Origin of the sequence: Halomonas denitrificans, assembly GCA_019800895.1 — a bacterium.
Lineage (GTDB): Bacteria > Pseudomonadota > Gammaproteobacteria > Xanthomonadales > Wenzhouxiangellaceae.
Genome location: JAHVKF010000001.1, coordinates 734,633 through 747,314, shown reverse-complemented (window position 1 = coordinate 747,314; position 12,682 = coordinate 734,633). Strand labels below are relative to the sequence as shown.

At 69.8% G+C, this 12,682-nt stretch carries 10 protein-coding genes; 6 read left to right on the top strand and 4 right to left on the bottom strand.

Going from position 1 to position 12,682, the window contains the following annotated elements; translation table 11 throughout:
* The first annotated feature begins 22 nt into the window (after nt 1-22).
* Together KUV67_03350 and KUV67_03345 are read left to right on the top strand one after the other, a co-directional pair.
* Nucleotides 23-523 carry a ClpXP protease specificity-enhancing factor gene (locus KUV67_03350; protein MBY6203906.1) on the top strand — a complete coding sequence of 167 codons (501 nt, stop codon included), beginning with the start codon at nt 23-25 and terminating at the stop codon, nt 521-523.
* 184 nt (nt 524-707) lie between these two features.
* Nucleotides 708-2,267, top strand: a complete 1,560-nt coding sequence (locus tag KUV67_03345; GenBank protein ID MBY6203905.1) for a CRTAC1 family protein — start codon at nt 708-710, stop codon at nt 2,265-2,267.
* Nucleotides 2,268-2,345: 78 nt separating this feature from the next.
* Here KUV67_03345 and KUV67_03340 read toward each other — a convergent pair whose 3' ends face one another.
* Together KUV67_03340 and KUV67_03335 are read right to left on the bottom strand one after the other, a co-directional pair.
* Nucleotides 2,346-4,802, bottom strand: a complete 2,457-nt coding sequence (locus KUV67_03340) for an FtsX-like permease family protein (protein MBY6203904.1) — start codon at nt 4,800-4,802, stop codon at nt 2,346-2,348.
* Nucleotides 4,799-5,401: an ATP-binding cassette domain-containing protein gene (locus tag KUV67_03335; protein ID MBY6203903.1), complete on the bottom strand. Its 603-nt coding sequence runs from the start codon at nt 5,399-5,401 to the stop codon at nt 4,799-4,801. Before KUV67_03335 ends, KUV67_03340 begins: the two co-directional genes overlap by 4 nt.
* Nucleotides 5,402-5,562: 161 nt before the next feature.
* Between KUV67_03335 and KUV67_03330 the strand changes: the two genes are divergently transcribed.
* From KUV67_03330 to KUV67_03320, 3 genes are all read left to right on the top strand, one after another.
* Complete coding sequence (locus tag KUV67_03330; GenBank protein ID MBY6203902.1) at nt 5,563-6,213, top strand: arylesterase; 651 nt, start codon at nt 5,563-5,565, stop codon at nt 6,211-6,213.
* 118 nt (nt 6,214-6,331) lie between these two features.
* Complete coding sequence (locus tag KUV67_03325; GenBank protein MBY6203901.1) at nt 6,332-7,267, top strand: GGDEF domain-containing protein; 936 nt, start codon at nt 6,332-6,334, stop codon at nt 7,265-7,267.
* Nucleotides 7,268-7,394: 127 nt separating this feature from the next.
* Nucleotides 7,395-8,363, top strand: a complete 969-nt coding sequence (locus KUV67_03320) for a peptidylprolyl isomerase (GenBank protein MBY6203900.1) — start codon at nt 7,395-7,397, stop codon at nt 8,361-8,363.
* A 61-nt stretch (nt 8,364-8,424) separates the two neighbouring features.
* Here the strand turns inward: KUV67_03320 and KUV67_03315 are convergent, their stop codons facing one another.
* Together KUV67_03315 and KUV67_03310 are read right to left on the bottom strand one after the other, a co-directional pair.
* Nucleotides 8,425-8,949, bottom strand: coding sequence for an META domain-containing protein (locus tag KUV67_03315; protein MBY6203899.1), 525 nt, complete (start codon nt 8,947-8,949; stop codon nt 8,425-8,427).
* Nucleotides 8,950-8,968: 19 nt separating this feature from the next.
* A complete protein-coding gene (locus KUV67_03310) occupies nt 8,969-10,114 on the bottom strand; it encodes an AI-2E family transporter (GenBank protein MBY6203898.1) in 1,146 nt (381 codons plus the stop codon).
* Between the two features lie 91 nt (nt 10,115-10,205).
* Between KUV67_03310 and KUV67_03305 the strand changes: the two genes are divergently transcribed.
* Entirely contained in the window at nt 10,206-12,668 is a 2,463-nt protein-coding gene (locus tag KUV67_03305; GenBank protein MBY6203897.1) for a glycosyltransferase, read from the top strand.
* Nucleotides 12,669-12,682: the final 14 nt, after the last annotated feature.

Genomic DNA, 12,682 nt, shown 5'->3' with positions numbered 1-12,682 from the left:
GTCTTCCGGCACCGACAGGCCGATGACGTCGAGCCGCCCGTACCTGCTGCGGGCGCTGTACGAGTGGATCGTGGACAACGGGGCCACGCCGCAGATCCTGGTCGATGCGACGGCCGACGCTCTCGAGATTCCGGCCTCGGTTCGCTCCGGCGACAAGGTGGTTCTGAACATCGCGCCGGAGGCCGTGCGCGACCTCGAGATCGACGACGGCTTCGTCAGCTTCGTTGCACGGTTTTCCGGTGTATCGCACGGTGTGGTCGTACCGATCGACGCGGTACTGGCCGTCTACACTCGTGAGAACGGCCAGGGCATGATGTTTCCGGAGTCCGGTCCGGCCGGCCCGGCCGCCGATTCCGGCGATGCGCCGCCGCCCGGCCCCCGACCCGTTCGGGGAGCGGACCCGGGGGGCGACGGTTCCGGCGCCGACGAGGGCGATTCCGGTCGGGACGACGGCCCCGACGACGACCCGGACTCGCCGGGCGGCTCCGGCCGCGGCAAGCCCAACCTGAAAGTCGTCAAGTAGTCGGGCCGGTCGTTCCGGGCCGTGCCGTGACGCAGCCCTCGCAATCCCCCGCCACATCGACCATCACGTCGCCCGTCATGTGTTTCTGGACGAACCATCGTCCGCGCCTCGTGCCCCCGGACGCGGGTTGACAGCCGCGCTCGATTTCGCGATAAGAGTCGGACGATCAGCCAAGGGGAAATCGATGTTTCGCTCCCGAATCCTTGCCCGGGCGTTCCTGCTTTCAGGATTGCCTGCATCCGTTGCCGTAGCCGATGTCCAGTTTGTCGACGTGTCGGCCACGGCCGGGTTCGAACCCGGCCTGGACGCCACGATTCCGGCCGGTGGAATCGCCGTGGCGGATTTCGACCGCAACGGCTATCCGGACATCTTCGTGACCGGTTTCGATGAGCCCAATCGGCTGTTCTTCAACGACGGCGCCGGTGCATTCACCGAAGATCCGGTGATCAACGCTCAGCTGCAGGGCAGCCAATGCAGCACGACCGCGGCGGCCGACTACGACAACGACGGCTGGATCGACCTGTATTTCGGCTGCCGGGGAGGCTCGAACCGGCTGCTCCGCAACACCGGATCAGGCTTCGAGGACGTCACGACCGCGGCCGTGGACCACGACCCGATGTCGACCAATGGCCCCCGCACCGATGCGGTTGCCTGGGGCGATCTCGATCGAAACGGCCTGGCCGACCTGTTCGTCGGCATCTACCCGGTCTCGACGCCTGCGGACCCCAACGAACCCCTGAACCGCGACCGGATGCTGCTCCAGACCTCACCGGGCGTCTGGAGCGACGCTGCGCTGGACTTCGACTATCCGAGCCTGGCCCGTCCGGCCCTCGCGGCCATGATCGCCGACATCGACCGCGACGGCGCGAGCGACCTGTACGTGGTCAACGACAAGGAAGTCGGCAATTCCCTGTGGCGCAACGTCGGGCTCGGCTGCAGCGGCGTCTGCATGGTCGACGTGGCCCCGGCCAGCGGTGCCGATCGGCCGGTCTTCGGCATGGGGATCGCCGCCGGGGACATCGACCGGGACGGCCTGGTCGATCTCTACTTTTCCAGCATCGGCGAGCAGGTCCTGCTGCGGGCCACCGGCGACGATCCGCTGGCGTTCGAGGAGCACCAGGACGCTGCCGGGGTGAATCACCCCGGGATCGGCTGGGCCACGATCTTCTCCGACTTCGACCACGATGGATACGAGGACGCCTACCTGGCGATCATGCCGACCCCGGGCGGCACCCCCGATGGTGCCGACCAGTGCAGCCGGAACCTCGGTGACGGCACCTTCGAGAACGTCACCGCGCAGTCGGGTCTGGGTAACGACATCGTGACCATCTCGGCGGCGCGGATCGACTACGACCGCGACGGACGGATGGACCTGGTCCTCGGGCATTCGACCCAGGGCTATCGCCTGTACCGGAACCAGAGCACGGCCGGCAACTGGATCGGATTCCGTCTCGAAGGAGGCGGACCCGGCGTGACGCGCGATGCGCTCGGCGCCTGGGTGGAGATCGAGACGGCCGACGGTATCCAGCTTCGCGAGATGCGCGCCGGCGAATCCCGAGGGTCCAGTCACGATCCCGTGCTGCACTTCGGGCTGGCCGACGCGGTCGAAGCCGATGTCACGATCGTCTGGCCGGATGGCACGATCGAAGACATCGGACCGCTGGACGCCGGTCGCTACCACCACCGGGCTCACCCGCAGTTCGATCCGCTGTTCGACGGCTCGTTCGAGTCCGGCGCCCCGTAAACGGAGCTCCCGGCCGCTCGCTGCGGTCGGCTCGTCGTCTCGACCTGCGCCATCCCGGGCTCCGCCGGGAATGCGCGATCAGCGTGCGCGGAGAATCCTGACCGGCGGGGTCGCGAGCACGCTTCGATTGCCCAGCCAGCCGGCGCCCACGATCAGCGTGACGGCGACCGAGAAACCGAGCGCGAACAGGGCGAAGCCGGGCCGATAGGCGAAGCCGAACAGTTCGTCGGCCAGCAGTGCACCGACGACCGCCGCGCCGCAGCAGGCCAGCGAAGCCGCGATCGCTGCCATGATTCCGTACTCGAGCAGCAGACCGCCCCGCACCATGCGCCGATCCGCGCCGAGCGCGCGGACCAGGGCGGCCTCGCTGCGTCGCTGATCCCGGGTTGCTTCCAGGGCGGCCAGCAGCACGACCAGGCCGGCGACCAGCGTGAACAGGAACACCACCTGGGCCGCCCGGCTGACCTGGTCGATGATCTCGAACACCCGGTCGACCAGCGCTCCGACGTCGAGCAGCGTGGCATTGGGCAGCTCGCGGGCGAGGTCGTCCAGCGCATCCAGCGCGTCCTCGGAAACGCGGAAACTGGCCACGTACTGGTGGGGCAGGGAGTCCGCAGCTTCCGGCGTCAACAGCAGGAAGAAATTGACGTTGAACGATCCCCAGTCGACGTCGCGGATGCTCGTCACTTCGGCGGTGAGGGTCCGCCCCCCGGCGTCGAAGGTCATTCGATCGCCGAGGCCGACCCCGACCCGCTCGGACCAGCGCCGGGCGACCGAGATCTGACCTCGCTCGCCGGGGGCCCAGAAGCGCCCCTCGGTGACCTCGTTGGCCGGCGGCAGGCGATCGATCCAGGACAGGTTGACCTGGCCGGTGAACGGGTCCTCGCGCGGCGTGTCGCCGTCGATCGAGACCAGGTTGGCATTGGCCATGGGGCGGACCTGCAGTCCGGTCGCTCCGAGAGCGGCGAGGCGCTGCCGGACGTCGTCGGCCTGCACCGGCTGCACGTTGATCAGGAAGTGGTTCGGCGTGTCGACCGGCAGGCTGGCACGCCACTGCTCGATCAATTCGGTCCGCACCACCACCAGCAGCAGCAGGGCCATCAGGCCGAGGCCCAGGGCCACGGTCTGGACGATGCTCATGGCCTCGCGCCGACCCAGTCCGGCCAGGCCGAAACGATAGGTGCCCCGGACGCGCCGGGCCGCGGCGCGGGTGATCCGCACGGCCGCCCAGGCGCTCGCTGCCAGCGCCAGCGCGAGTACGGCGCAGCCACCGAGCACCAGCATCGCCAGGCGTGCCTCGCCGAGCTGCAGGACCGGGATCATCAGGGCGACGGCGACAGCCAGCAGCCAACCCGACGCGCCGGCGCGCGATCCGCGGTCGAGCGAGCGGTTCAGGATGCGCATCGGCGGCACGCGGCGCAGCGCGGCCAGCGGAGGCAGGGCGAAGCCGATTGCCAGCAGGGCGGTAAACAGCGCGATGCCGGGCATCGGCGAGGCCGAAACGGGAGGCAGCGGCTCCTGCAGCCCGCGACCGAGGATGTCGGCGATTCCCTGCTGGCCGATCGCGCCCGCCGCGCCGCCGATGACGACCGCGATCAGGACCAGCCACAGCAGCATCAGCACCAGGGCTCGCTGCACGTCGCGACCGTGGGCCCCGAAGGCCTTCAGGACCGCCACCAGGTCGCGCTGGGCGTCGGCGAAGCGCAGCGCGGCCAGCAGCACCGCGACGGCAGCGAGGACCACGGCGGTCAGGGCCGCGACCGCGAGGAAGCGCCGCGCCTGTTCGAGCGCGCCCGCGGTGCGGGCGTCCGCCTCGTCGACGGTGGTCAGGCGGCTTCGATCGTCGAGCGTCGGCTCGATCGCTTCGGCGTACGATTGGACGAGATCGCTGGCCCCGGCGAGCAGCAGGCGATGGCTGGCGCGGGATCCGGGCCCCAGCAGACCGGCCGAGGCGAGATCGTCGAGGGCGAGCAGAACGCGGGGCGCCAGCGCGAACGGGCCGTCCCCCCGGTCGGGCTCGTAGGTGAGCAGGCGGGTGACCTCCAGCTCCCGTTCGCCGATCCAGATCGTGTCACCGAGTTCGATGCCGAGCGTACGCAGGCCGCGCGGCTCGATCCATGCCTCGCCCCGGGCCGGCAGTGCCTCCGCCGGGGCGTCGGGGAGTCCCGCCCCGCCGCTGGTCCTGAGGCGGCCGCGCAGCGGGTAGCCGCTGCTGACGCCCTTGATCTCGAACAAGCCCGAATCGGACTCGGAAAACACCACGGTATCGAGTTCGAGCACCCGCGCGGTGTCGAGCCCCAGGCGCTCGGCTTCGTCGACCCAGGCCGGATCGATTCCGTCGCGGCTGCTGATGCGCAGGTCGGCCGCCAGCACCTCGCCGGCCTGACGGTCGAGCGCCCGTCCGACCCGGTCCGTGAACAGCGTGACCGCGGTCAGCGCCGCGGTGGCGACGGCCAGCCCGAGAATCAGCATCCAGAGCGCGCCGGAGCGCCCCTGGCGCACCAGCAAGCGCGACGACAGACGCAGGGGGCTCATGCGGCCCGGGTCGCGTTGGCTTCGGTCCGCACCAGCCGGCCGGCATCGATCTCGGCGATTCGCTGGCAGCGCTCCGCAAGGCTCGGGTCGTGGGTGACCAGCACCAGCGCCGTGCCGTGTTCGCGGTTGATCCGGAACAGCAGGTCGGCGACCTGTTCGCCGGTCCGCCGGTCGAGATTGCCGGTCGGCTCGTCGGCAAACAGCAGGCGCGGCTCCGGCGCGAAGGCCCGCGCGATCGCGACGCGTTGCTGCTCGCCGCCCGAGAGCTGGCGCGGGTAGTGGTCGAATCGGTGCGACAGGCCGACTTCGGCGAGCGCCGACTCGGCTGCGCTGCGAGGTTGGCGAACGCCTGCGATTTCCAGCGCCAGCATCACGTTCTCACGGGCGGTCAGGGTCGGCATCAGGTGAAACGACTGGAACACGAAGCCGATCCGGGCCCGACGCAGCTCGGCGCGCCGGTCCTCGTCCAGCCCTTCGAGCGAATGCCCGTCCAGTTCGATCCGGCCGCGGGTCGGCTGCTCGAGCCCCGCCAGCAGGCCGAGCAGCGACGTCTTGCCCGAACCGGACGCGCCGACGATGGCCAGCGACTCGCCGGGCATCAACGCCAGGCTGATATCGTCCAGAATCTCGAGGCGGCCGCCCGGCGCGTCGACGTCGAAACCGACGCCGCTGGCGCGAAGCAGCGCCTCGCCCGGTTCGCGATCTGCCGGGGGCGCCGAGGGCGGGCTGCCGGAAGCGGATTCATTCGAAGGAGAAGTGCGTGACACGATTCGGAGTCTTCCTGCTTGGAGTCGGATGGTCGGTCGGGCTGGCGCTGCTGCCGGGGGCGTCGATCGGTGCCACGGCGGTCGTCCTCGGAGACAGTCTCTCCGATGCCTACGGGATGCCGCGTGAAGCCGGCTGGGTGGCGCGACTCGATCGTCGCATCGGGCCGGAGCATCGGCTGATCGACGGCAGCATCTCGGGCGACACATCGGCGGGCGCACGGACTCGCGTCGACGACCTGCTGGCCGAGCACTCGCCCGACGTGCTGCTGGTCATTATCGGAGGAAACGACGGCCTGCGCGGGCTGTCACCGCAGCGACTGCGCGAAAACCTCTCGGCGATCGTCGAGGCCGGTGCCGCCGCTGGCGCGCAGGTGCTGCTGATGCAGGTCCGCCTGCCGCCCAACCTCGGCCCGCGCTACGTGGACGCGTTCGAGGCGGTTTACCCGGCGCTGGCCGAGGCCCATCGGCTCGAGCTGCTGCCGTTCTTCCTCGAGCCCCTGGTCGACCGGCCCGGCATGTTGATGGACGACGGAATCCACCCGACGGAGCAGGCCCAGGCCGCGCTCGCGACCTTCGTCGAGCCCTACCTGCTCGACGCGCTGGAACGCGTCGCGCCGGCACGGGGGCAGTCGTCGGACCCGTAGGAGCGCACCCGGGTCGGGGAAGGACAGCTCCGGACGCGGCGCGTGCGCCGCTCTCCGGTCCGTCGTACCATAGGCGCTGCGCCGTCCGCCCCTGCCAAGCGATCGCCCCCAACCGACCGTGAACACGTCGCCGAATCTCTTCGACATCGACCCCGAGCCGATCCACGACGTCGGCGAGGCCCCGGCTGCTCAAGCGACGCGCCGCTGGCCCTATCTGGTGGTGATCGGCGGCGTCCTGGCCTTCGAGATCGGCCTCCACCTGGCGCTGCTCCCGGCCTTGCCTGTGTCCCGGCTGCTGAGCTTCGGGGCCGGTGCCGAAGTAATGATCGCGTTGCTGCTCTCGACCATCCTGGTGATGGTGCAGTCGCGCGAACTGCCGACCCGGGTTCACCTATTCCTGACCGTCGGGCTGGGTCTGTGGCTGGTTTCGGCCACCGCCGACGTGATGGACGAGATCGTCCGCCAGCCGATCTGGGTGTCCGCCTTCGTCGAGGATGTGCCACGGATCGCCGGCATGGGCCTGGCCAGTCTCGGGCTGCTGGCGCTGATCGGCCACTCCGGCCGGATGATGCGCGAACTGCGCCTGCTCAGCCTGCGCGAGGCGCTGACCGGCCTTGGAAACCGCCGGCGATTCAAACAGGTCGTGGCGCAACGACAGTCGCTCGGGTACGCCTTGCTGCTGATGGACCTGGACCACTTCAAGGCGGTCAACGATCGCTTCGGTCACGCCGTGGGCGACGAAGTGCTGAGCCGCGTCGCCGACGTGCTGCGCGAGCTGGCCCCGGCGGGCAGCGAATCGTTCCGTCTCGGCGGCGAGGAGTTCGCGGTGGTCGCCGAACCCCTGACCGACAGCGAACTCGAGGCGCTGGCCCGTCGCCTGTGTCGAAGCGTGGCGGCGCTGCGTCCACGCGAGGACCTGAGCGTGACCATGAGCGTGGGTGCAGGGCATTCGCGCCCGGACGAGCCGCCGCTGGAATTGATGCAGCGAGTCGATCGCGCGCTCTACCGGGCCAAGGCCGAGGGCCGCAACCGCGTCGCGCTGGCCGGCGCCTGAGCCTCCGGTCGGCAGCCGCGCCGATCCAGGGCCGGCGTCGCACGGACTCCGGCGGCCTTCGCGGCCGCACGTCCTCGACGCCGAAGCGTTCGACACCTTCCGATTTCAACATGCAAGGAGTATCCGAATGACCGTTCGTTTTCTGCTGGCCACGTTGCTGCTGGCTTCGACCTCCGCCTGGGCCCAGGTCCGTACCGTGTGGATGGAGACGACCTACGGGCCGATGCAGCTCGAACTCGACCAGAGCGCCGCTCCGATCACGGTGGCCAATTTCCTGGCCTATGTCGAGGACGGGTTCTTCGACGGATTGATCTTCCAGCGGGTGATCGAGGACTTCATCATCCAGTCCGGCGCCTACGACGAGCGGCTGACGTTCCGGGAACCGACCTTCCCGCCGATTGCCAGCGAGACCGACAACGGACTGCTCAACGTCCCGGGGTCGATCGCGATGGCCCTGTCCGGCAATCCGCCGAACCGCAACAGCGCGACCAGCCAGTTCTACATCAATACCGGGGTCAACGACTTTCTCGACGAGGACTTCACCGTGTTCGGCGAAGTGGTGGCCGGACTCGGCGTGCTGGATCGGATCCAGAGTGCGCGAACCGGCACGCTCACGGTGTTTCCGATCCAGTTCAGCGACTTCCCTGCCGTGCCGGCGCGCATCGTGCGGGTGTTCGAGTCCGACGGGTTCCCGCTGGTGCCGCTCCACACGGGCAGCTGGTTCGATCCGGTCAACCCGGGCCGCGGGCTGAACGTCGAGGTCGCCAACCCGGGCCAGGCCGATGCCGACGCCACGCTGGTGATCTATCTCTACGATTTCTTCGAAGGCGAACAGTTCTGGCTGGCCGGCAACGTCAACTTCGACTTCGGCCCCAGCGAGGTGACGGTTCCGATGTTCATCCTCGACGGGCCGCAGTTCGGCGACGACTTCGACCCCGACGATCGGACCATCGAGGAATGGGGCACGATCACGTTCCGGGTGACCGGGTGCAGCACCGCCGTGATGGCCTACGACTCGCCCGGCTTCGGTAGCGGCGAGCGGCCGCTGACGCGCCTCACGCGGCCGAACGATCTCGACAGCTGCGACGATTTCTGACCGGCAAGGGAGGCTTGCCGGTCGGAGAGCCGGAAACGGGTCGTCGCCGGCGGCCCCGGCTTCAGTCGGACGCTTCGGTCTCGTCGATCGGTGCCTCCGGCCGGGCGATCGACCGCCGGCCGTCGGCGTCGGTCAGCACCAGCCGTCCCTGCGCATCCACCGTGAGTGTGGCGGCCGAACGCAGGGCGTCCAGGAAGCGTGCCTCGGCCGCCATCGCCGGCGTCGGACAGGCGCGCTTGGTCGACGCGGGTGCACCGACCTTCAATGCCGATCCGTCGAGCGAGTACTCCGCCGTGTAACGATTGCAGGCCGCGAGGCCGACAAGGCGCCCCGCCTCGGTTTCGTTTCCCGGTGCGATCTCCAGCGTGATCTCGAGGTCGTCCGGAACCGCTTCGTCGCCCACCCGCTCGAAGCGCCACGTCCGGCCGTCCAGCATCGAAGGATCGAGCTCGGCGCCCCCGCCGTCGTCGGCATTCTCACCGTGGCGCTCGCCTGGCATTTCGCCGTCGGGGCTGCAGGCCGCGAGGGCAATCGCGATGGCGGCCGCGAGGGCCCTGGTCGACAGGGTGCGCAGAAATCGCGTCATCGGCTTCTCCGGCCTGCGTTCACTTCGAATCGCCGCCGTCGCCTTCCCGATCGTCACCGGACAGCGCCCCGGCGGAGTCCGCCAACGGCTCGTCGCGACCCGGATGGTCGGGATGCTCCGGGTGCCCCTGGTTGAATTCGCGGCCGAAGATCTGCCAGAAGGCGATGAACAGCACCGCGATCAGGGGCCCGACCACGAAGCCGTTGATCCCGAACATGGCCAGGCCGCCCAGCGTCGAAAGCAGGACCAGCCAGTCGGGCAGCTTGGTGTCGCGGCCGACCAGGATCGGCCGGAGGATGTTGTCGGCCAGGCCGATGATCAGCACGCCGTAGAGCAGCAGGACGGTGGCCGAGACCCACGACCCGATGGCATACAGGTAGATCGCCGCGGGCAGCCAGATCAGGCCTGCGCCGATCGCCGGGATCAGGCTCAGCACCGCCATGACCACGCCCCACAGCAGCGCGGCGGGAATGCCGAGGATCCAGAAGATGATCCCGCCCAGCGCCCCCTGGACCATGGCCACGACGAGGTTGCCCTTGACGGTGGCCCGGGTGACCTCGGCGAACTTCTGGAACAGCATCCGTTCGCGCTCGTCGCCGAGCGGCAGGGCCTGGACCATCAGTTCGACCAGGCGCCGGCCGTCACGCAGCAGGAAGAAGGTCACGTACAGCATCAGGCCGAGCTTCAGCATGAACGAGAATGTGCCCTGGGTCAGGGCCAGCGCGTTCTGGGCCAGGAAGCGGCTGGTGGCGACCGCCGCCCCGGTCAGGCTGTCGCGCAGCGAAGAGAGGTCGATGTCGAAGCGTTCCAGCAGGCCCTGCACGGCCGGGAACGCGTTGCGGACCTGGTCGATGTACTGGGCCGGCTGGATCTCGCCCGTGTCGATCTGGCGATACAGCGCGATGCCCTGCTGGGCGAAGGAAGCGAGCAGCAGCAGGACCGGCAGCACGACCAGCACCACGCAGGCCAGCAGCGTGGTCAGGGCGGTCAGGTTCGGGCGTTCGCCCCAGGCGCGCTCGAGGCGGACCTGCACCGGCTGGAACAGCACCGCGACGATGCAGGCCCACAGGATCGGCGCGAAGAACGGCTTCAGGAGAAAAAGGAACAGCGCGGTGACCGCAGCCAGCAGCAGCAGGAACATCCGCTGTTCGAGTTTGTCGACCATGGACTCGTATCCGATCCGGCACCCGCGACGACTATAGGCAATGCGCTGGACGACCACAAGCACCGGGGCGGCGTCGCAGGCGGTCGACCGGATGACTTATCCTTACGGCCCCTTGCCGACGGACACCTTCGTGGCCCAGCTCCGCGTCCTGCTGCTCAGCGAACATCCGCCCGTCGATCCGGCGCGCCCGGCCAACGGCCTCGCGGTGCGCCATACGCGGATCGCCGAGGCCCTGGCCGATCGCGGGGCGGAAGTGACCTATGCTCATCCGGACGAGGAGGGCGGCAGCGACTCGGGTGCATCGGGCCGCGACTTCACCGTGCATCCGGTGTCTTCCCCAGCGGCCCTCGCGCTTCGGATCCGCCGCCGTCGTCCCGACGTGACGATCCTCGGGTACTGGGAACTTGCGCACTGGATCCCCGGCGGACTGGACGGCCCGCTGGTCCTGGATTACATCGCGCCGCGGATGCTCGAGCGGATGTTCGAGGATCGTTCGCAGCTCTCCGACGACGCGCGCCGCCTGATCGCGCTGCTGTCGCGCTGCCGAGAAGTGTGGATCGGCAACGATCGCCAGGCCGACCTGATGCTGCCCTGGCTGATGCTGGCCGGCCACGATTGCCGCTTCCGCGTGCCGACCCGGGTCGTACCCATTGCCGGGCCGGTCCGACCGGCGAGCGAGACCGATCGGTCGTCGGCGGACGATGCGCCGAGAACGGTCTTCGCGGGCGGCCACGACTGGCCGTGGCGCGTGTCGGCGCGCTGGCTCGAACCGATGACAGAACCCCCGCCCGGCTGGTCACTGGTCGAGGCCGGCGGCGCCGACATGACCGGGTTCGACGCGTATCTCGAGCGGCTTTCGCACTGCGATGTCCTCCTCGAGCTCTGCGACGAGAACACCGAACGTCGCTACAGCCAGTCGTTCCGGATGAGCGATGCCCTGTGCCTCGGTGTGCCGGTGATCGCCAACCGCTTCCTGCCGATGGCCTCCGCGATCGAAGCGCACGGCGCCGGTTGGCTGATCGACGAGCCTGCCGAACTCGCCCCGCTGCTGCGGCGCCTCGCCGATCGGCCGGACGAGTTGGCCCGGGCCGCCGTGAACGCGCGGACGCTGGCCGGCGAGCGTCTCGACGCTGGCTTCCACTACGGCGCGCTCCACGAGCACCTCGCGGGGCTCGCCGGCGCCGCGCCGGCGAACCGCCCGCAGCCACTGGAACTGGCCGGACCCGAAGCCACGTCCGCCGGCTGGCGCCGGGCCCTGCGTACCTACCTCGGCCAGTGGGTGCACCATCGCATCCGCGTCCCGTTCCATCGATGGCTTCGGCGGCGCGGCGCCGATCGCCCCCAGCCCTCGGAGGCGAACGGCCGGACGTGGATCGTGACCAGCCGCAGCGACCTGTTTCCGACCGACCACGGCGCGGCGGTCAAGATCGAGCGAACCGCGTGGGGCTTGTCCTTCCACGTCGATCGGGTGGTCCTGCTGACCGACCGGCGCGACCGCTACTGGGTCTACGAGCGCGGCGAGCGTACGGAACACCGCTTTCCCGCGTGGCCCCGACTGGCCGGCTGGCCGCGTCCGGTCAACCTGCTGCGCTTGATGGGTCGGGGCCTGCCGTACTCGAACGCGTTCCTGTACCTGCCGCTGGTCGATCGCGGCCTGCACGCCCGCCTGCTGTGGCTGCTCAAGCGTTTCCCGGTTGAGACGGTCCAGGCCGAGTTCCCGGCCTACGCCCACCCGGCGGTCTGGGCCGGCCGGCTGTTCGGCACCCGGTCGCTGATGGTCGAACACAACGTCGAGTTCCAGCGCATCGCCGACCAGGTGCCGGAGCTCGGCGCGCGCGGCGCGCGGCTGCTGCGGCGGACCGAAATCGACCTGGCCAACGCCTGCGATCACGTCATCACGGTCTCCGATCGCGATCGCGACGACCTGGTCGCGGCCGGCGTGCGCGAAGCGCGCGTCGTGACCATCCCCCACGGGGTGGATCTGCAGCGCTTCGAGCGCGCCGAACCGGTCGATCTTCGCAGGGCCTTCGACCTGCCGGCGGACAACGCGGTGCTGGTCTATCACGGCATCTATTCCTATCCGCCCAATCTCGAGGCGGTCGAGGAGCTGTCCTCGCACCTGCTTCCGCGGCTGGCCGAGCGCGGCCTGCGGGCCTCGGTGATCGCCTTCGGGCCCGAACCGCCCGCCCAGGGCCTGCCGGGCGTGACCTTTGCCGGCGCGGTCGATGACCTGGCCGGCCACCTGATGGGGGCCGACCTGGCGGTCATCCCGCTCCGCGCCGGCGGGGGCACGCGGATGAAGATCCTCGACGACTTCGCCGCCCGGGTGCCCGTGGTCACCACGTCGAAGGGCATGGAGGGCCTGCCGGTGAACGACGGCGAGCAGCTGCGGGTCGTCGACGACCCCGACGCGATGGCCGACGTGGTGCAGGACCTGCTCGGCGACCCGGACGCTCGAGAGGCCCTCGCCGAGCGCGCCGCGCGCTGGGTGTCCGACCTCGACTGGCGGGCGATCGCCGGACGCTACGTGGCCCGCGTCCGCGCCATGGACTGACGGGCTCGCCCGAG

Excerpts from the sequence above, each read along its gene's own strand:
- KUV67_03350 (MBY6203906.1), top strand. The coding sequence starts at position 23 with ATGACGTCGAGCCGCCCGTACCTGCTGCGGGCGCTGTACGAGTGGATC.
- KUV67_03345 (MBY6203905.1), top strand. The coding sequence starts at position 708 with ATGTTTCGCTCCCGAATCCTTGCCCGGGCGTTCCTGCTTTCAGGATTG.
- KUV67_03340 (MBY6203904.1), bottom strand. The coding sequence starts at position 4,802 with ATGAGCCCCCTGCGTCTGTCGTCGCGCTTGCTGGTGCGCCAGGGGCGC.
- KUV67_03335 (MBY6203903.1), bottom strand. The coding sequence starts at position 5,401 with ATGCCCGGCGAGTCGCTGGCCATCGTCGGCGCGTCCGGTTCGGGCAAG.
- KUV67_03320 (MBY6203900.1), top strand. The coding sequence starts at position 7,395 with ATGACCGTTCGTTTTCTGCTGGCCACGTTGCTGCTGGCTTCGACCTCC.
- KUV67_03315 (MBY6203899.1), bottom strand. The coding sequence starts at position 8,949 with ATGACGCGATTTCTGCGCACCCTGTCGACCAGGGCCCTCGCGGCCGCC.
- KUV67_03310 (MBY6203898.1), bottom strand. The coding sequence starts at position 10,114 with ATGGTCGACAAACTCGAACAGCGGATGTTCCTGCTGCTGCTGGCTGCG.
- KUV67_03305 (MBY6203897.1), top strand. The coding sequence starts at position 10,206 with ATGACTTATCCTTACGGCCCCTTGCCGACGGACACCTTCGTGGCCCAG.